Here is a 17771-nt window from a genome sequence, read left to right as displayed (position 1 = left end):
CATGGATCTGGACTGGAGCGCGCTGGGGTTGTCGCTGAAGGTGGCCGGTTGGGCCACCGCGATCAACCTGGTGCTGGGCGTAGCACTGGGCGCGCTGCTGGCGCGCCGGCGCTTTCCCGGCCGCGAGCTGCTGGATTCGCTGCTGACCCTGCCGATGGTGCTGCCACCGACGGTGCTGGGGTACTACCTGTTGGTACTGATCGGTCGCAACGGCCCTATCGGGGCGTGGCTGCAATCGTGGTTCGGCATCAATCTGGTGTTCACCTGGCAGGCGGCGGTGATCGCTGCGGCGGTGGCCTCGCTGCCGTTGGTGTTCAAGCCGGCGCGCGCGGCGTTCGAGGAAGTGGACGGGCAGCTGGAGCAGGCCGCACGCACGCTCGGAGTGTCCGAAGCGGCGGTGTTCTTCCGCATCACGTTGCCGCTGGCCTGGCGCGGCATTCTTGCCGGGCTGCTGCTGGCGTTTGCACGCGCGATGGGCGAGTTCGGCGCGACGCTGATGGTGGCTGGCAGCATTCCAGGTCGCACGCAGACGCTGTCGATCGCCATCTACGAGGCGGTGCAGGCCGGACAGGATGGCAAGGCCAATGCGCTGGTCATCCTGACCTCGGTGGTCTGCATCGTGATCCTGTTGCTGGCCGCGCGGCTGGTGGGCGGGCGTCGCCGGGAGCTGCGCGATGTGGCTTGATCTGCAGGTGCAGCGCCGCCTGCAGGCGGCCGGCCAGGATTTCGTGTTGGACGTATCGCTGCAGTGCACGCAGCGCCAGGTGGTGCTGTTCGGGCCTTCGGGCGCGGGCAAGAGCCTGACGCTGAAGGCGGTGGCCGGGCTGCTGCGGCCGGGTCGGGGCCATGTGCGCGTGCAGGGGCAGACTCTGTTCGATGCGGCCACCGGCGTGGATCTGCCGCCGCAGCGCCGCCGGTTGGGCTATGTGTTCCAGGATTACGCGTTGTTCCCGCACCTGAGCGTGCGCCAGAACGTGGCGTTCGGTCTGCAGAAGGGGTGGTTGAATCCGCGCGCGGGCCAGCGCTTCGATTCGGTGGAGCAGTGGTTGCACGCATTCCGCATCGACACGGTGGGCGAACTGCTGCCCGCGCAGGTCTCCGGTGGCCAGCGCCAGCGCACTGCACTGGCGCGCGCGCTGGTGACACAACCGCAGGCGTTGCTGCTGGATGAACCATTCTCCGCGCTGGACCATGACCTGCGCCAGCACCTGCGGCAGGAGCTGGAGGCCGTGCTGGACAAGACCGGCATCCCGTTGTTGTTGATCAGCCACGACCCGCAGGACGTGGCCATGTTCGGCCAGCAGGTGGCGCGCGTGGTGGACGGCCGCATCGTCGGCGATTGACCTGCACCTGTAGAGCCGAGCCCATGCTCGGCTGCTCTGCGCGACACCGCCAACAGCAGCCGAGCATGGGCTCGGCTGTACAGGATCAAAGGATCAATACAATTCGCAGTGCGTGCGGCCTTCGCCCCGCAGTGTGTCCCAGTGTCCTTCACCACCGATGGCATCGATGGCCTCGCGCACCGCGCCCTCCAGATGGGTCTTGTTGCCGCACAGGTACAGATGCCCGCCGCGGGCCAGCACATCACGCACCTCGCTGGCGCGCTGCTGCAGCACGTGCTGCACATAGACCTTTTCGGCGCCATCGCGCGAGAACGCGGTATGCAGGCCGGCCAGCACGCCACGCGTGTGCCAGTCCTGCAGCTGGTCGCGATACAGGTAGTCGTGCTGGCTGTGCTTTTCGCCAAACACCAGGTGCACTTCGCGTTCGCAGGCACCGGCCTGCAGTTCCTGCATCAGGCCCATCAAGGGTGCGATGCCGGTGCCGGTGCCGACCAGCAGCAGCGGTGCCTCGCCGGTATCGGGCAGGTGGAAGCCGGGGTTGGAGCGGCAGTACACACGGGCATGGTCGCCGCCATTCAGCAGGCTGCCGGTGGCAGTGCCGAAGCGTTCGCGGCCGCGCAGGGTGTAGCGTACTTCGCGCACGCACAGGCTCAGCTGGTCGTCGCACGGGTGCGAGGCGATCGAATAGGCGCGCGGCAGTCGCGGTGACAGCAGTTCACGCAGTCGGGCCAGCGGCACGCTGCCCGGACTGGCGTGGTCCTGCAGCACGTCCAGCAGGTCCAGGCCGTGCAGGTAGGCGTCCAGCTCGCGCTTCTGGCTGACCTTCAACAGGCCCTTCAGCAGCTCGCTGCCACCGAGCTTGGCCAGTTCGCGCAGCACGCCCTTGCTCAGCAGGCGCAGCTCGCGGTCATGCAGGGCGGCCACGGCGGCGGTGTCGCCGTACCAGGTGGCCAATGCCTGCAGCAGGGCAGGATCGTTCTCGGGTACTACGTGCAGGGTGTCGCCCGCGCGATAGGCCATGCCACTGCCGGCAATGTCCAGTTGCAGGTGCCACGCGGCCGGGGCGCTGCTGTTCAGGCGGCGACGCTCGAGAATGGGGGCGGCAAAGGCATTGTCTTCGCCATAGGCGGTGACCTGCAGGTGCAGGTCCTGGCCAGCGCTGAGGTCGCCATCCAGCACCTGGCCCAGCACCGGCTGCCATTGCTGGAAGAACTGCTCGTAGCCCAGATCGGCGTCCACGCGGTGCAGCAGCGGCTGGGCCTGGCGCTCGCTTAGTGCTACATCCAGCGCCTTGGTGAAGCCGCAGAAGCTGGGGTAGCCGGTGTCACCAAGGCCGAACACCGCATAGCGCAGGCCGCTCAGCGTCGGGGTCTGGCGCAGTGTTTCGAAGAACTGCTCGCCGTTGGCCGGCGGTTCGCCATCGCCGAACGAGCTGGAAATCGCCAGCAGCACATCGCCTTGGCCGAGACTGGCCACGTCGATGTCGTTGAACGGGAGCACCTGCGGCGCGTGCGGCTGCAGGTCCGCGCCCAGGCGCTGGGCCAGGGCGCGGGCATTGCCCGACTCGGACGCGAAACCCACCAGCAGGCGGCTGAAGGGCGTACTGGTCGGGAGGGCGTTCACGCGGCCTCGTAGAAGTCGTCGAACTTTTCCTTGCTGAACTCGACCAGGTCGTAGTTCTGCATCAGGTCGTTCACCACGCGGCGGATGCTGATGTAGGAGGTGATGTTGCCGTCGGCGTCGAACAGCGGCTGCACGGTGGTATCGACCACATAGAGCACACCGCCCTTGCCGAGGTTGGGCACGATGCCGGTCCAGGTCTTGCCGGCCTTGATGGTGTCCCACATGTCCTTGTAGACAGCCTTGGGCACATCCGGATGGCGCACGATGCTGTGCGGCTGGCCGATCAGTTCCTCGCGGGCGAAGCCGGTGAGCGTGCAGAACAGGTCGTTGGCATAGGTGATGTTGCCCTGCAGGTCGGTGGTGGAGATCACCATGACGTTCTGCATGGCGTTCAGCAGCTGGGTGTTGTCGGGGGTGTAGCTCATCGCAGGGTCCTTGTGGATGCCGGTAGCGCCGGCGTGTTCGGGTCCTGCATAGAGATACGCCCGCACGGCAGCGGGCGGTTTGACATTGGTCAAGTGCGTGGCGCGAAGGCCTGCGACCGGGTGTCGCAGTGGGCGTTCACTGCTGCAGGGGAAAACCGATCGTCTCGTGGCAATGCTGCACCAGGTGGCGGCCTCCCTCATTGATGCGCAAGGTTTCCGCGTCACCGAAGAACCGCAGCAGCGCTGTCCCGGTCGTACTGCCCGCGTGCGCGGAGCGCCTGGCTGCGGATGGCAGGAACGGATCAGCTCGCGGATCGTGTCCGCTTGGCAGATCCGTACGTGCAACTGCACCTTCGATCACCAGCTGGGCACATGCGCCTGCCAGATAGGCGTCTGGTTCCCGCTGCCCGCCGCGCCGCGGCTGCCCAGACAATGCGGTGGCGATATGCTGGAACTCATGCGCGGTGGTGGCGATCACGCGCTTGCGCAGCGAATCGGTGTCGGGGCCGGAGGGAAACCAGAAGCTGACCACCTGGCCCGGCGGCTCTGGTCCTGGCAGTTGTCGCCAGATGCCGCCTCCGTCACTTACGATCGTGAGCTGGTAACGCACAGGCATCCATTCCAGCCCATTTGCCTGGAGCGGCAGTCCAGCGGATCGTGCGGCGGCCTTGCAAAGCTGTGATGCTTGCATGGCCGAAAGCGCTCCATCTGCCCAGAGAAGCAGAGTTGCGACGGATGACCACCCGCACTCGATGGATCGGTTGGCATACTCCGAGCTTTCCGGGCCGGGTAGCACTGACACTGTGCTGATCTTCAGATGCGAGGAAGGGCCTCGCAACAGGGTGGCATACCCTCCATCGGGACTGACCAGGTTCCGGGGAGGCAGCTGGAGGGATTGGCACGCACTTGTGGCCAGAAGGATTGCCGCCAGCCCAGCATAGTGCCCGAGGGCGGAGCCTGGTTGGGTACGCCTGGACTGGCGGCGCTGCATCAGGGGGTCAGCCCGCATTGATACGGCGATGGATACTTCGTACAGACTTGAAATTCCGAGACTGAAGCCGCTTTGGTGGCTCCGCCATATCGAGAGGCCGCCGCGATGGTGTTTGGTCCAGGGGCTGCACCTACATCGAATGTTGCAAGGTCATACCTCAACTCGGTCGCTGGACCGGACGCAGATGCGGCCCAGGCGTTCGCGCCATCCGGATCGACAAGCCGGAGGACGGTTCCTGTTCGATGCCATTGGAACTGCTTGGCGGCGATGGTGGCTCCTTGCCTGGCGTCAAACAGCAGCAGGGTTACAGATCCATTGGCTGGGAAGGCTATGGATGAACCCGAGACGTCGATTTCGAATTGCGCGGCATCTGGGACTTCCGATGTCGACGCCAGCAGAATTCGCTCGAACCAAAATATGCCATCGCGTTCGCCTCCGCCGATCTTGCCTCCAATCCTGCCTTCTATCCGGCACTTCTTGGTTTCTTCGCACGATGCGCTCAACTGCCACTCCATTGGCCCGCAGCCAGCAGAGATGAGGGTGATACCGATTGCCGCCACGATCGCTCGTAGATTGCTCATTGGTACTCTCCACGTTTGACGTCGATTGACCGATCAGCTCAACCCGCTGGCTCGGTAGTCAATGCGTATCGACTGTGGCTCGATCAGGCAATCGGAATTGTTTCAAACACCTCCAGTAGGTGGCTCCGGGCCACATTTGACGCGGCAGGCAAATGTCCAGGTCGTGCTAATGGCGACACTTGTGCCTCCAGTCGCACCACGTTGTGAAGTCGCGCGTGTGTCAGCCCATCAGATAACGCAACACTCCGGCCGAGGCCACGCCGATCAGCACCGTCGGCAGCATCGACAGCCGCGTGGCGGCCAGCAGGGTGATCGCCAGTGCGGCCAGGTCGGCGGGCTTGTCGGCGACGAAGTCCGGGGCGATCACCGAGATCAGCACGCAGCCCGGTGCGGCTTCCATCACCGTTACCGCGCGCTTGCTCAGCGTGCGGTTGCGCAGCGCGAGGAAGCCGACGATGCGGGTCAGGTAGGTGGCGGCGGCCATCAGCACGATGGTCAGCACCGAGGTCCAGTGGATCAGTCCGTTGAAGATCATGCTGCGTCCTCCGCCAGCAGCCAGGCGGCGGCCAGGCCGGCCAGGGCGCCGCTGGCCACGTACCACGCTCCCGGGATCAGCAGGTAGGTTGCAGCGGCCACCACCAGGCTCACCAGCCACGGCCGCGCCGCTTTCATGCCCTGCCACATGCCGCGCAGCAGCACCAGGAACACGGCGGGGAAGGCCATGTCGAAGCCGTAGGCGTGGATGTCGCCCAGCATCGGCCCGACGATTGCGCCCAGCGCGGTGCAGGCCACCCAGACCGTGTACAGGCCTGCCGATACGCCCAGGTAGTAGGCCAGGCTGAAGCCGAGCGCACGGCGGCGCGCATCGGCCACGCCCATCGCCCAGCTTTCGTCGCACATGAAGAACAGGGCCGGCAGCACGCGGCGGCGCGGCAGGTGCTGCAGCAGCGGGGCCAGGCTGGCGCCCATCAACAGGTGGCGGCTGTTGACCAGCGCGGTGATGGCCACGATCAGCGCGATGTGTGGCGGCGACGTCCACAGTTCGACGGCGGCGAACTCCGACCCGCCGGCAAAGTTGAGGCCGGTCATCAGCGGCACTTCCAGTGCGCTCAGGCCCTTCTGGGCCGCCTGCGCGCCGAGTACCAGGGCGAAGGGAATGAAGCCGATCATCACCGGTACCGCGGCGCGCAGGCCGCGCAGGAATTCGGCACGCGGCGCGGTATCGCAGATGTCTGGCAGGGGGAGGGTGGTACGGGCGTCCATGGAACGGCACAACGAGGTGGGGGTGGCCCATGCTAGCGGTCCGATCACGAAATCGGGTTGCGTTGATGCCACTTGATTCTGGATGATTGATATTTCATGCGGCCAGAAGTCACACGGGTGAAATCCCATGCAGTACCAGCTCGACAACCTCGATCGGCGCATTCTCGACGCCCTGCAGCGCGACGGCCGCCTGCAGAACCTGGAGCTGGCTCGCCTGGTCGGGCTGTCGCCGTCGGCCTGCCTGCGCCGGGTGCGGTTGCTGGAGGAGGGCGGCTACATCGATCGCTATGTGGCCTTGTTGAACGAGGCCAAGGTGGGCCGCGGCTTCACGGTGTTCGTGCGGGTGTGGCTGCGCGGGCAGGACGAGGACACCACCAACCACTTCATCAACAGCATCAAGTCATTCCCGGAAGTGCTTGAATGCCATCTGATGGCGGGCGACTGCGATTTCCTGCTGCGGGTGGCGGTGGCCGACCTTGATGCCTACCGGCAGTTCCAGATGCAGCACCTGAACCGGATCGCCGGGGTGCAGAACACGAAGACCGAAATTCCGATGCAGCGGATCAAGCAGACGACCCAGTTGCCGCTTTGAGGATGGTGGGTTCCGGCCGGGTTGCACCCGGCACCCGCGGTAGTGCCGGCCGCTGGCCGGCAACCTCAGGAGCAACAGCACAGCAACAGAGATTCTCCGTGGGGCGGCGGGGCGGTATGGCCAGGCAGGACACGCCGTAAACCCTTCCTTGGGGGCTCGATGGCGCCATCCATGGCGCCAACGGTCCTGCCTGGCCATACCGCCCCGCCGCCTGACAGCTTCCGCGATCTGTCGGGGTCGGATCCCGTGCGCAGATGAACCTGTCTGCTCGATTCATTGATTCCTGATGCGTGACTGGCTTTACGGAGCCTGCCTCGGCGTCAGCCGTGGCGGCGGTCATCGCAATGACATCTGGCACCGGTACGGTTTGAGCCCGCTTGCGGGTCGCGCGCGGGCCGGGGTTCCGGTCGTGGTGCGCGTCCACTGCAGCTGCTGTCGCTGCCGAGGGTCATGTGTTCTACGTCAGGGGGCTGAATGGACACCATGCGGTCAGAACTTGGAAGGTGGCCATCGCCGCATGGCTGCTGCTGTCCTTTGCCGCTGCCGCACAGGACGCTGTTCATGCCTACGACATCCCTGCGCAGCCGCTGGAACAGGCGGTCGAGCGCTTCAGCGTCATCAGCGGGTGGTCGGTGATGTACCCGGGCGATCTTGCTGCGGGCCGCAGCAGCCATGCGCTGCGCGCCAGCCTGGCGCCGCTGCCTGCGCTGAAGGTGCTGTTGCAGGACTCCGGTATCGAGGCCGAGGTGATCGGCGAGCAGCGTGTGGTGCTGCGCCGGGGCACGTCCTCCGTCGCCGAACCCGGTGTTGGCGTCGATCTTCCCGATGCCGAGCGCCGGCGTCGCTACGGCGGGCTGCAGCAGCGCCTGCGCGCAGTGTTCTGTGACGACCCGGAGATCGCGCCCGGCCGCTATGCCGCGACGCTGCGTTTCCATGTCGACAGCGAAGGCCAGGTGCATGCGCCCGAGCTGCTGTCAGGCAGTGGCAGCGCCCGTCGCGATGCACGCCTGCTGCAGGCGATGCAGGGCCTGGTGCTGGCGGCCGAGGCTGGCGCGCTGGCGCAGCCGGTAACGCTGCAGATCCGACCTTCCGGCACCGACCACGACTGTGGCCGGCGCGCGCCCCTTCCATGACTTCAAGGATTCGAACATGAGCAACGGTACGGCTGGGGCAGTTGACCTGATGGACCACCTTCTGGGTGCCTACGATGAGCTGAAGCGCCGGCTGGTGCGCAAGCTGGGCTCGGAAGAGCTGGCCGGCGACGCGCTGCAGGACACCTGGATGCGCCTGAGCGCGCGGCGTGATCGCCTGGACGCCGTACAGAACCCCGCGGCCTACCTGCTGCGCATGGCGATGAATACCGTGATCGACCGCCAACGTGCAGACCACCGCCTGCTGAGCCTGGAGGAGGTGGATACGCTGATGGACATGGCCGACCCGGCACCCGGCCCGGCGCAGGCGGCCGAACTGGACTTCGCGCTGGAAGACATGGTCGGCCTGCTGCAGCGCATGCCCGAGCGCCGTCGCCGCATCCTGCTGGCAATCCGCGTCGATGGCCTGCAGCAGCGCGACGTGGCCGACCACCTCGGCGTGTCGCTGCGGCTGGTGCAGCGTGAGCTGAAGGCGGCCCAGGATTACCTGGCCGAGCGCAGCGGGCAGGGGCGCCAGGTGCGGTTCTGAGCGACGGCATCCGTCTACACTTTGACGCCGAGCAGAACCCCGCAGCGTGCGGGTCCGGCATGAGCCCTCATGGATCCTGACGATCGCCCGCAACGCCCGCTGGATGCCGTCGAGCGTCAGGCCCACGCGTGGGTGGTGCGGCTGACCTCGGGCGAGGCGACCGCCGCCGACGGGCGCAGGTTCCGTACCTGGTGTGAGGCTGACCCGCGTCATCGCGAAGCGTTTGGCCGAGCGCGCCGGCAATGGGAGCAGGTACGCCTGGCAGGCGAGCAGCTGCCCGCCACCGCGCGTCAACCGGTCGTGCCGACGCCGGCCCAGCGCTGGAGCCGACGCGCCTTCCTGGGCGCCGCGATTGCCGCCCCGGCCAGCCTGGTAGTGGTGGCGGCCATCCGCCCGCCGCTGGGGCTGTGGCCCTCGGTGACGGCCATGGCAGCCGATTTCCATACTGGCACCGGTGAGCGACTGCAGATCGCGCCCTCGCCGCAGCTGAAGATCGAACTGGATACGCAGAGCAGCCTGCGCCGCCGCGCGGACACGCAGGGCGAAGGCTTCGAGCTGGTGCAGGGCCAGGCCGCGATCGAGACCCAGGCCGGCCTGCGCCTGGCGTTGTTCGCGGGCCCGGGCTGCGTGATTGCCGATGAGGGAGCGGTGCGCCTGGACGTCCGCAACACCCATGGCCAGGTGCGGGTGACCTGCCTGCAGGGCAGTGCCCGCATCGAGCATCCGCAGGGCCGGCTGCAGCTGCAGGCGGGCCAGCAGACCCAGTACGACGAGCGCCTCAGTGGTGTGGTGGCCGAGGCCGTGGCGTCGGAAGTGAGTGCCTGGACCGAGGGCATGCTGGTGTTCCGCCGCGCACCGCTGCGTGAGGTGGTGGAGGAGATCAACCGTTACCGCCGCGGCAAGGTACTGCTGGGCGAATCGGCGTTGGCGCGCGCACCGGTCAGCGGTCGTTTCCGCATCGATGATCCGGACGCGGCACTTGAGCAGCTGCGACTGACGATGTCGCTGGATCTGCGTCGCTTTCCGGGTGGCATTGCCGTCCTTGGATAGATGAAGACGCTGGCCGTGCGCACCGCGCAGGGCTGTTGCAAGCAAGGAGAAGCCAAGGATGCGCAACGAGACCATCGGTGTGCTGGATCTGCGTCGCAATCTGTCGGCGTTGCTGGAAACCACGCAGCGACGGCCGTTGATGGTGCATCGATATGGCTCGCCCTGGGTGTGCGTGGTGTCCGATGCGCAGTGGCAGCAACAGGCGGTGCTGCTGGATTTCGATCCGCAGTCGCACCCGCTGGCGATGCTGCTGCGCCTGCAGCAGCAGGCGCTTCCCCTGTCTGAAGCCGGTGCGTTGTCACCTGCGGTCCTCGCGCGCGCCCTGCTGTTGACGGGGGTTCATGGCATTGACGATCTGGCGCAGCTGCACGAGCAGGTGCTGCACCATCGGCTGTGGCACTGGTTCGTGGCGGGCACCCACGGTGTGATGGACAGCTGGCAATTGCCGGCGCTGCGCGTTGCGATGGGGGCATGGTGCGATGACGCGGAGATGACCGATGCGCTGGCCGCGTTCGCCGCGCGCAGCGACGTGGCGATACTGGCGCGCCGTTGCGGAGGCGACGCACCGCGACTGGAGCGCGAAGCCTGCAGGCAGATGACGCTGCGATGACGTTGGCGATGAAGCGCCACGCAGCGCACAGAGCTGCGTGTGCGCTGTCGCTTCACCTGCCTTGCTGACGTCTTCTCCAGAGTACGGCGCACCACGCGTCGCGGAGCACGGGCGGCGCCGATGGCAGACAGTCGCAGGATCAGCATGCTGGAGCTGGATCGTCACCTGAGCCAGTCACTGGAGCAGGCACGGCATACGCCATTGAACGTGCAGCGCTATGGGCACTCCTGGGTCTGGGTGTTGTCCAGTGACGCCTGGGCAGATGCGGGGCGTTGGGCGGCACTGGATGGTAGTGCGCACCCACTGGTGGCGCTGCGAGAAGCGCTCGACCTGCAGCTGCGGCCCTGGCCCGAAGCAGCCATGAGCCCGCTCCCGCTTGATGCAGGTGATGCGCGGCTGCTGCAACGCGCGGCCCTGCTGGTGGTCATGCGCGATCTGAATAGTGCCCAGCGCGTGTACGACGACCTGCGCTATCACCAGGCCTATCGGATGTTCATCGGCCTCGATCATGGAACAGCGTGGTCGCCGATGCAGTGCGTGCGGCTGCTGCAGGCCTGCGCGCACCCATTGCTGCGCGGCTGCATCGACGATGCGCTGGCCAGCGTGCCGCGGCACCTGCTCGAGTCTGCATGTGCGCCGGCTGCGCGTGTTGCGCCTGCACAGGCACACGCGCAGCGAATTGCCGGCGGATGTTTATCGTACTGACACATGCACCGCTGACCATGGCGCAGCGGTCTCTTCCAGGATGACGAGGGCGGAACAATGGCAAGGCAGATTCGTGGTCGCAAAGCTCGGCAGAAGGGTTTCAGCCTGATCGAGATCATGGTGGTGGTGGTGATCATCGGCATCCTCGCCGCGCTGATCGTGCCGCGGTTGATGGACCGTCCGGACCAGGCACGGGTGGTGGCGGCGCGCCAGGACATCGCGGCGCTGATGCAGGCATTGAAACTGTTCAAGCTGGACAATGGTCGCTATCCCAGTGCCGAACAGGGCCTGCAGGCACTGGTGAAGCCCCCGCAGGGCGGTGGCGCGATGCCGGTCACGCCCTATCTGGATCGCCTGCCCAATGACCCGTGGGGCCATCCGTACCAGTATCAGATACCTGGCACCCACGGCGACATCGATGTGTTCTCGCTGGGTGCGGACAGCAAGCCCGGTGGCGACGCCGGGAACGCGGACATCGGCTCCTGGCAGCTGTGAGGCAGGCCGATGTCAGCCCGGATGCGTTCTTTTTCGAGTGTCCGTCAACGTGGCATGGCGGTGATTGTCGCCCTGCTGGTGGTGGCACTGGTGGCGGTGATTGCCACGGCACTGCTGACCCGGCAGTCGGCCCAGCTGCGCGCGCTGCGTGGCGACCAGCTGCGCGCACAGGTACGCATGGCCGTGGACGTAACGCTGGAGCGTGCAGCGCAGCAGCTGCGTGAGGATGTAAAGGAACAGCTGACCACGGTGCGCAGCGGGCGCTGGGCCCGCCCGTTGGAGCTGCAGGCGCCGTTGCCGGTGCAGCTGCAACTGGTCGATGCGCAGTCGATGTTCAACCTGCGCAACCTGCTGGCGCATGGCAGGCCGGACCCCGAGGCGCGGCGCGCGTTCATCGCGTTGTGTGCCGGGCAGGGGCTGGGCCAGGGCGCCTGCGCATCCGCCGCGGACCACATCCAGGCGCGCCTGCGCGATGGCGACATGCAGGCGCAGGCGCCGCTGCCGCGTGAATCACTGATCGAACAGGCGCTGGCCGGCGCTGACCCGGTAGCGCTGCAGGCGCTGGCGCGGCGCACCGTGGTGCTGCCGGCGCAGACCCTGGTCAACGCCAACACCAGCGACCTGCGCGTTCTGCAGGCGGTGACGCCTGCGGTCGAACCGGCACGGCTGCAGGCGCTGCTCGGTGAGCGCGACGCTGGTCATTGGCTGCTCAATCGCGGCGACATCGCCAATCGACTCCAACTGAGCAACGAACAGATGGCCGTGCTTCCCCTGGGTATCCATAGCGAGTGGTTCCTTGCCGTCGGCCAGGTGCAGGCTGACGGCAGCGCGGTTGATTTTCGCGCGCTGCTCTGGCGCGAGTACCGCGACGATGGCGTGCGTGTGCAACGCGTGTGGACGAGGATCGGCGCATGACCGTGCAGCTTCGGGTGCGCTTGCCGGCGCTTGAGCGTCTGCGCGCCGACAGCGCGGTGGACTGGGCGCAGCTGCACAAGGGCGAGGTGCTGGCTCACGGCCGCGACACGCTGGCGGCGCTGGGGCTGCGCCATCCGCAGGCTGCGGTGCATGCCTGCCTCGATCCGAACGACCTGATCCTGCTGGAACTGCAGTTGCCACCGTTGTCCGGGCGCCGTCTGCAGTCGGCGCTGCAGGGTGAGGTGGAGGCGATGCTGCTGGATGACCTGCAGGAGGTAGCGCTGGCCCACGGTGTGCAGGCGACGGACGGCACGGTTCCTGTGACCTGGTTGGGCCAGCAGGCGGTCCTGCAGGCGCAGCAGCTGCTGGCTTCGTGTGCACTGCGGCTGCAGGCACTGTATCCGACGCCGCTGCTGCTGCCCTGGCAGGACGGCCATGCCACGCTGCAGATCAGCGGCGAGCACCTGCTGGTACGCAGCGGGCGCGATCGGGGTTTCGTTCAATGGTATGGCGGACGTGATGCCTGTGCGGTGATGCAGGCGTTGGCAGTGCGCCTGCAACAGGCCGGCGTGCAGGCCGTGCAGTGGATCGATGGTGTGCCGCCGACGTGGCCGGACAGTCTGCCGGCCACCGCCATCCCCCATGAACGGCAGGCCTCTGGCCCCTTGCCAGGCTGGTCATTGCCGCTGCCCGGGGCGGGCCAGAAAGCGCCGCGGCTTGCGATCGGGCTGGCATTGGCGGCGATGTTGCTGGCCGCGCTCGGTCTGCAACTGCAGGTCTCGCGGTGGCGAAGTGAGGGCGAGGCCCTGCAACAGGACATGGCACGCCAGTTCAGCGCACGCTTCCCGGAAATCACCGACGTGGTGGACCCGGTGCTGCAGGCAAGGCGAGCACTGGCCGTGCCACTGCCGGCGCCGCCGTTGCCGCCGCTGCAGCGTCAGGTAGCCGGCACGCTGCAGGCGGTTCCGGAGCTGGCGGGACAGGTACGCAGCCTGCATTACCAGCCCGGGCAGCTGGACATGGAGCTGGATGCCGACGCCCAGGCATTGGCCGACGATCCGCAGCGGCTTGAGCATTGGCAGCAAGCGGTCCAGGCGCAGGGCCTCCAGTTGGCGCGCGAAGCCGGTGGACGCCTGCGGGTGAGCGGAGCTGGACAGTGACGACCCGGACCCTGCGGCTGGTCGCGGGAATGACGGGCGTGCAGCAGCGCTGGCAACGCCTGCCACCGCGCGACCGGCTGATGCTGTGGGTGATGGTGGTGGCGCTGCTGGCGGCGGGTCTGTGGATGTTGTGGCTGGAGCCGCTGCTGAAGCAGCGCACGCACTGGCAGGCCGAGCTGCCGCGGCTGCAGGCGCAGGCGCGTGTCCTGGCGCCACTGCTGCACGCACGCGAGCGCCAGCAGCGGACGCAGGGGCAGCGCCCGACGATGGCCAGGTTGCGTGACGGAATCAAGTCGGCCGGCCTCGCCGACGGACTGCATATCGAAGCGCGCGACGGGCGCTGGCACCTGCAGGTGCAGGCGGTGCCCGCTGACGCGCTGTGGAACTGGCTGCTGCCCGTGCTGGCCGATCCGGCCATCGAACTGCAGCAGCTGCAACTGACACGCACAGGGGATGCGAACATGCCGGCGGCACGGATTTCCGGAAACATCGTGATGGCGCTCAACGTGGGTGCCCATCCATGAGGGCGATGCGCAGCCTTGCCTGCAGTACCGCACTGGCCCTGATCGTGTGCATGGCCCACGCACCGGCGCCGGTGCTGGCGCAGGACACCCGCGATGAGCCGGTGCAGTTGAACCTGGTGGATACCGATATCGGTGGCGTGTTGCGCATGGCGGCACGCTTCACCGGACGCCAGTTCCTGGTCGACCCACGGGTGACCGGCAAGATGACAGTGGTTTCCGATGGTCCGGTCAGCCGTACCCAGGCCTACCAGTTGCTGCTGGGCGCACTGCGCATGCGTGGCTTCGCGGTGGTTGAGAACGGCGGCGTCAGCCGGGTGGTGCCGCAGGCCGATGCCAAGCTGCTTGGTGGCCGGGTCGGTAGTGGTGGTGCAGGGGGCGAGGTCGCCACGCGCACCTTCGCGCTGCGCTACGAGAACGCGGCCGCGCTGGTGGCAGTGCTGCGGCCGATGATCAGCCCGGACAATCCGATCACCGCCAATCCGGGCAACAACACCCTGGTGATCACCGACTACGCCGACAACCTGGAGCGCATCGCGCGGGTGATCGCCAGCGTCGATACGCCGGCCGGCATGGACACCGATGTGGTGAAGCTGCAGCAGGGCATTGCGGTTGACGTAGCGGCGATGGTCGCGCCGCTGCTGGATGCGCAGGGCGCCGAGCCCACCCAGAAGGTGGTGGTGATGGCCGACCCGCGCAGCAACAGCGTGCTGCTGCGCTCCAGCAGTCCCGGCCGCACCCGCCTGGCGCGGCAGCTGGTGGAGAAGCTGGACCGCGCCCAGGACGAGTCCGGCAACCTGCATGTGGTCTACCTGCGCAATGCCCAGGCCAACCAGCTGGCCGGTGTGTTGCGAGGCGTGGTGGCGGGGCAGAGCGATGCACCGGCGATGGGCAGCAATGAAGGCATCACACCACTGCCGGGTGACGCCAACCGTTCCACGCCAACGCAGCCGTCGCAGCCGCAGCAGGCCAAGACCGGAGGCAATGCGCTGGAATCGCAGCGCCTGGACCCCAGCCGCCGTGACCCGATCGATGCGGGAAGCACCGGCTTCAGCCAGAACGGCATCTCGGTGCAGGCGGACGTGGCCACCAACACGCTGCTGATCTCGGCGCCGGAGCCGGTGTACCGCAACCTGCGGCGGGTGATCGACCAGCTCGACCAGCGCCGTGCACAGGTGCTGGTCGAGAGCCTGATCGTGGAGGTCAACCAGACCGACGCGGCCGAGCTAGGCGTGCAGTGGATGCTGGGCAATGGACGCACCTTTGGTGGCACCCACTTCGGTGGTGCCACCGGCGGTAGCGGGCTCAATACCGGCGCGCGTACCACGCTGGACGTGCTGCCCAAGGATGGCCTGAAGATCGGCGTGATCGACGGCACCATCAACCTACCCGGTGTCGGCCAGATCCTCAACATGAAAGCGCTGGCCACTGCGCTGCAGAGCAAGGGCGGTGCCAACATCCTGTCCACGCCGAACCTGATGACGCTGGACAACGAGGCGGCCAGCATCATGGTCGGCCAGACCGTACCGTTCGTCAGCGGCCGCTACGTGACCGACGGCGGTGGCGGCAGCAACAACCCGTTCCAGACCATCGTGCGCGAGGACGTGGGCCTGAAGCTGCGGGTGCGCCCGCAGATCTCCGAGGGCGGAACGGTGAAGCTGGACATCTACCAGGAAGTCAGCAGCATCGACGCGCAGAGTGCCAACAGTGCCGCCGGCATCATCACCAACAAGCGTGCGCTGGATACCAGCGTGCTGCTGGACGATGGCCAGATCATGGTCCTGGGTGGCCTGCTGGAGGACAACGTCAGCCACGGTCGTGATGCGGTGCCGGGGCTGGGCAAGCTGCCGTTGCTGGGGGCGCTGTTCCGCAGTGATACGCGCAAGCGCTCCAAGACCAACCTGATGGTGTTCCTGCGCCCGCACGTGGTGCGCGACCCCGCCGCCGGCCAGCGTCTGACCCGCGACCGCTACGACTACATGCGCAACGCGCAGGCCAGCGCGCAGCCGGTACAGAGCTGGGCATTGCCGGCGCTGTCGGCACCACAGCTGCCGCCGCAGGACCTGTCTGTACTCGGCCAGGGCAATGTGCGCGACGGGCAGGGCCAGCCGCTGCAGAACACCAGCCTGGCGGCGTTGTATCCGGCCGGTGACGGCGACGCGCAGCTGGTGCAGTTCGCGCAGGGGCTGGACCCGGCCCGTGCCAGCCAGGGGGTTGCACAGGTGCGGGCACTGGGCCTGCAGGCCTACGCGGAGGCGACGCCGGGCGAGAGTGGGCAACGCCTGCGCGTGCGCCTGCCGCGTGATCCGGCGACGCTGGATCCGGCATTGCAGCAGCTGCGCGGGCTGGGCTACACGCCGGAACTGGTGATCGGGCCGTGAGCGCGTCTGCGCCACTGCCGTATGCCTGGGTGCGCAGCCATGGCGTGATGCTGTCCGAGGCGGGCGGCGAGCCCGTGTTGCTGGGCACCGCCGACACCGCGGCGTGGGCCGTGGCCGAACTGCGCCGCCGGCATGGCCCGCTGCCGTTCCATGCGCTGGATGCGGCGACCTGGCAGCAGCGGCTGGGTGAGCAATACCGTGACGGCGGCGATGCCGCTGCCGTGGTCGGTGCCGCCGAAAGCGAAGTCGACCTGGACCGGCTGATGCAGGACATGCCGGAGGTCACCGATCTGCTGGATGCGCAGGACGATGCACCGGTGATCCGCATGATCAATGCGCTGTTGGCACAGGCCGCACGCGATGGCGCCAGCGATCTGCATATCGAACCGTTCGAGACCCATTCGGTGGTGCGCTACCGTGTCGACGGCACGCTGCGCGACATGGTGCAGCCGCGTCGCGCGTTGCATGCAGCACTGGTTTCGCGCATCAAGATCATGGCCCACCTGGACATCGCCGAGAAGCGGCTGCCGCAGGACGGGCGCATCGCGATCCGCGTGGGCGGGCGGCCGCTGGATATCCGTGTCTCCACGGTGCCGACCGGGCATGGCGAGCGCGCCGTGCTGCGACTGCTGGAGAAGGATGCCGGCCGCCTGCAGCTGCAGCGCCTGGGCATGGCGGATGACACCCTGGCCACGTTCACCGGGTTGATCCGGCAGCCACATGGCATCGTGCTGGTCACCGGGCCGACCGGTAGCGGCAAGACCACGTCGCTGTACGCCGCACTGGGCCAGCTCGACAGCAGCACCAGCAACATCCTCACCGTGGAAGATCCGGTGGAGTACGACTTTGCAGGCATCGGCCAGATCCAGGTCAACGCACGCATCGGCATGAGCTTCGGCACCGCGCTGCGCGCGATCCTGCGCCAGGACCCGGACACGATCATGATCGGCGAGATCCGCGACCTGGAAACCGCGCAGATCGCTGTGCAGTCGTCACTGACTGGGCATGGCGTCCTGGCCTCGCTGCACACCAACGATGCGATCTCGGCGGTGACCCGCCTGGCCGACATGGGCGTGGAGCCTTTCCTGCTGGCGTCCTCGCTGCGCGGCGTGCTGGCGCAGCGGCTGGTGCGGCGGCTGTGCACGCAGTGCCGGCGTGCCGAGGTGGACGGCGAGGGTCGTACCGTATGGCGCGCTGTGGGCTGCGCGGCCTGCGGCAATAGCGGCTATCGGGGACGCACTGGCATCCATGAACTGTTCGTGGTCGACGACCGCGTGCGCGCGTTGATCCATGAAGGACAGGGTGAGCCCGCGCTGCGCGAGGCGGCCCGGCGTGCCGGCATGCGGACCTTGCGGCAGGACGGCCAGCGCTGGGTCGACAGCGGGGTGACCACGCTGGAAGAGATCCTGCGCGTCACCGGCGACGATTGAGGCCTG

The 17771-nt window shown here is 67.4% G+C and carries 20 protein-coding genes; 14 read left to right on the top strand and 6 right to left on the bottom strand.

Annotated features, from left to right (window positions below; all coding sequences use genetic code 11):
• Position 1 precedes the first annotated feature (1 nt).
• Positions 2-685 carry a molybdate ABC transporter permease subunit gene (modB, locus tag ACW5IY_RS12515; RefSeq protein WP_006371078.1) on the top strand — a complete coding sequence of 228 codons (684 nt, stop codon included), beginning with the start codon at positions 2-4 and terminating at the stop codon, positions 683-685.
• Entirely contained in the window at positions 675-1343 is a 669-nt protein-coding gene (locus ACW5IY_RS12510) for an ATP-binding cassette domain-containing protein (protein WP_049437581.1), read from the top strand. Before modB ends, ACW5IY_RS12510 begins: the two co-directional genes overlap by 11 nt.
• A 93-nt stretch (positions 1344-1436) precedes the next feature.
• On the opposite strand, the gene ACW5IY_RS12505 is transcribed toward ACW5IY_RS12510, so the two are convergent.
• The 6 genes from ACW5IY_RS12505 to ACW5IY_RS12480 form a co-directional block, all read right to left on the bottom strand.
• On the bottom strand, positions 1437-2966 hold the full coding sequence (locus tag ACW5IY_RS12505; protein ID WP_049437580.1) for a diflavin oxidoreductase: 1530 nt from the start codon (positions 2964-2966) through the stop codon (positions 1437-1439).
• Positions 2963-3391, bottom strand: coding sequence for a PAS domain-containing protein (locus ACW5IY_RS12500; protein ID WP_049403401.1), 429 nt, complete (start codon positions 3389-3391; stop codon positions 2963-2965). Before ACW5IY_RS12500 ends, ACW5IY_RS12505 begins: the two co-directional genes overlap by 4 nt.
• 136 nt (positions 3392-3527) lie before the next feature.
• On the bottom strand, positions 3528-4082 hold the full coding sequence (locus ACW5IY_RS12495; protein WP_152907694.1) for a hypothetical protein: 555 nt from the start codon (positions 4080-4082) through the stop codon (positions 3528-3530).
• A 299-nt stretch (positions 4083-4381) separates the two neighbouring features.
• Positions 4382-4963, bottom strand: a complete 582-nt coding sequence (locus ACW5IY_RS12490) for a hypothetical protein (RefSeq protein ID WP_152906228.1) — start codon at positions 4961-4963, stop codon at positions 4382-4384.
• Positions 4964-5183: 220 nt separating this feature from the next.
• Entirely contained in the window at positions 5184-5498 is a 315-nt protein-coding gene (locus ACW5IY_RS12485) for an AzlD family protein (RefSeq protein ID WP_049437576.1), read from the bottom strand.
• Positions 5495-6226 (bottom strand): AzlC family ABC transporter permease, encoded by a 732-nt coding sequence (locus ACW5IY_RS12480; RefSeq protein WP_049437574.1) that lies wholly within the window; start codon positions 6224-6226, stop codon positions 5495-5497. Before ACW5IY_RS12480 ends, ACW5IY_RS12485 begins: the two co-directional genes overlap by 4 nt.
• A 127-nt stretch (positions 6227-6353) precedes the next feature.
• Between ACW5IY_RS12480 and ACW5IY_RS12475 the strand changes: the two genes are divergently transcribed.
• From ACW5IY_RS12475 to gspE, 12 genes are all read left to right on the top strand, one after another.
• The gene (locus tag ACW5IY_RS12475; RefSeq protein ID WP_005413654.1) at positions 6354-6818 is read left to right on the top strand and encodes an Lrp/AsnC family transcriptional regulator; all 465 of its coding nucleotides are present in this window, start codon (positions 6354-6356) and stop codon (positions 6816-6818) included.
• 452 nt (positions 6819-7270) lie between these two features.
• Positions 7271-7951 (top strand): STN domain-containing protein, encoded by a 681-nt coding sequence (locus ACW5IY_RS12470; RefSeq protein WP_049437573.1) that lies wholly within the window; start codon positions 7271-7273, stop codon positions 7949-7951.
• A gap of 16 nt (positions 7952-7967) precedes the next feature.
• Positions 7968-8498, top strand: coding sequence for an RNA polymerase sigma factor (locus ACW5IY_RS12465; protein ID WP_019337777.1), 531 nt, complete (start codon positions 7968-7970; stop codon positions 8496-8498).
• A 69-nt stretch (positions 8499-8567) separates the two neighbouring features.
• Entirely contained in the window at positions 8568-9548 is a 981-nt protein-coding gene (locus ACW5IY_RS12460) for a FecR family protein (RefSeq protein WP_049437571.1), read from the top strand.
• Positions 9549-9606: 58 nt separating this feature from the next.
• Positions 9607-10158 (top strand): hypothetical protein, encoded by a 552-nt coding sequence (locus ACW5IY_RS12455; protein WP_049437569.1) that lies wholly within the window; start codon positions 9607-9609, stop codon positions 10156-10158.
• A gap of 144 nt (positions 10159-10302) precedes the next feature.
• Entirely contained in the window at positions 10303-10863 is a 561-nt protein-coding gene (locus ACW5IY_RS12450; protein ID WP_239682866.1) for a hypothetical protein, read from the top strand.
• Between the two features lie 57 nt (positions 10864-10920).
• Positions 10921-11358, top strand: coding sequence for a type II secretion system major pseudopilin GspG (gspG, locus tag ACW5IY_RS12445; RefSeq protein ID WP_049437566.1), 438 nt, complete (start codon positions 10921-10923; stop codon positions 11356-11358).
• Between the two features lie 9 nt (positions 11359-11367).
• On the top strand, positions 11368-12273 hold the full coding sequence (gspK, locus tag ACW5IY_RS12440) for a type II secretion system minor pseudopilin GspK (RefSeq protein ID WP_049437565.1): 906 nt from the start codon (positions 11368-11370) through the stop codon (positions 12271-12273).
• Positions 12270-13433 (top strand): type II secretion system protein GspL, encoded by a 1164-nt coding sequence (gene gspL / locus ACW5IY_RS12435; protein WP_049437564.1) that lies wholly within the window; start codon positions 12270-12272, stop codon positions 13431-13433. Before gspK ends, gspL begins: the two co-directional genes overlap by 4 nt.
• Positions 13430-13957: a type II secretion system protein GspM gene (gene gspM, locus ACW5IY_RS12430; protein ID WP_049437563.1), complete on the top strand. Its 528-nt coding sequence runs from the start codon at positions 13430-13432 to the stop codon at positions 13955-13957. The genes gspL and gspM overlap by 4 nt, the downstream gene beginning before the upstream one ends.
• Positions 13954-16335, top strand: a complete 2382-nt coding sequence (gene gspD, locus ACW5IY_RS12425; RefSeq protein ID WP_049437562.1) for a type II secretion system secretin GspD — start codon at positions 13954-13956, stop codon at positions 16333-16335. The genes gspM and gspD overlap by 4 nt, the downstream gene beginning before the upstream one ends.
• Positions 16332-17765 (top strand): type II secretion system ATPase GspE, encoded by a 1434-nt coding sequence (gene gspE, locus ACW5IY_RS12420; RefSeq protein ID WP_049437560.1) that lies wholly within the window; start codon positions 16332-16334, stop codon positions 17763-17765. The genes gspD and gspE overlap by 4 nt, the downstream gene beginning before the upstream one ends.
• Positions 17766-17771: the final 6 nt, after the last annotated feature.

The organism is Stenotrophomonas sp. C-A, from assembly GCF_054030835.1.
The sequence above is the reverse complement of the archived record's forward strand: the minus strand, read 5'-3'. Positions and strand labels throughout refer to the sequence as shown.

Excerpts from the sequence above, each read along its gene's own strand:
- modB (WP_006371078.1), top strand. The coding sequence starts at position 2 with ATGGATCTGGACTGGAGCGCGCTGGGGTTGTCGCTGAAGGTGGCCGGT.
- ACW5IY_RS12510 (WP_049437581.1), top strand. The coding sequence starts at position 675 with ATGTGGCTTGATCTGCAGGTGCAGCGCCGCCTGCAGGCGGCCGGCCAG.
- ACW5IY_RS12500 (WP_049403401.1), bottom strand. The coding sequence starts at position 3,391 with ATGAGCTACACCCCCGACAACACCCAGCTGCTGAACGCCATGCAGAAC.
- ACW5IY_RS12495 (WP_152907694.1), bottom strand. The coding sequence starts at position 4,082 with ATGCAAGCATCACAGCTTTGCAAGGCCGCCGCACGATCCGCTGGACTG.
- ACW5IY_RS12490 (WP_152906228.1), bottom strand. The coding sequence starts at position 4,963 with ATGAGCAATCTACGAGCGATCGTGGCGGCAATCGGTATCACCCTCATC.
- ACW5IY_RS12485 (WP_049437576.1), bottom strand. The coding sequence starts at position 5,498 with ATGATCTTCAACGGACTGATCCACTGGACCTCGGTGCTGACCATCGTG.
- ACW5IY_RS12480 (WP_049437574.1), bottom strand. The coding sequence starts at position 6,226 with ATGGACGCCCGTACCACCCTCCCCCTGCCAGACATCTGCGATACCGCG.
- ACW5IY_RS12475 (WP_005413654.1), top strand. The coding sequence starts at position 6,354 with ATGCAGTACCAGCTCGACAACCTCGATCGGCGCATTCTCGACGCCCTG.
- ACW5IY_RS12465 (WP_019337777.1), top strand. The coding sequence starts at position 7,968 with ATGAGCAACGGTACGGCTGGGGCAGTTGACCTGATGGACCACCTTCTG.
- ACW5IY_RS12460 (WP_049437571.1), top strand. The coding sequence starts at position 8,568 with ATGGATCCTGACGATCGCCCGCAACGCCCGCTGGATGCCGTCGAGCGT.
- ACW5IY_RS12455 (WP_049437569.1), top strand. The coding sequence starts at position 9,607 with ATGCGCAACGAGACCATCGGTGTGCTGGATCTGCGTCGCAATCTGTCG.
- ACW5IY_RS12450 (WP_239682866.1), top strand. The coding sequence starts at position 10,303 with ATGCTGGAGCTGGATCGTCACCTGAGCCAGTCACTGGAGCAGGCACGG.
- gspG (WP_049437566.1), top strand. The coding sequence starts at position 10,921 with ATGGCAAGGCAGATTCGTGGTCGCAAAGCTCGGCAGAAGGGTTTCAGC.
- gspK (WP_049437565.1), top strand. The coding sequence starts at position 11,368 with ATGTCAGCCCGGATGCGTTCTTTTTCGAGTGTCCGTCAACGTGGCATG.
- gspL (WP_049437564.1), top strand. The coding sequence starts at position 12,270 with ATGACCGTGCAGCTTCGGGTGCGCTTGCCGGCGCTTGAGCGTCTGCGC.
- gspD (WP_049437562.1), top strand. The coding sequence starts at position 13,954 with ATGAGGGCGATGCGCAGCCTTGCCTGCAGTACCGCACTGGCCCTGATC.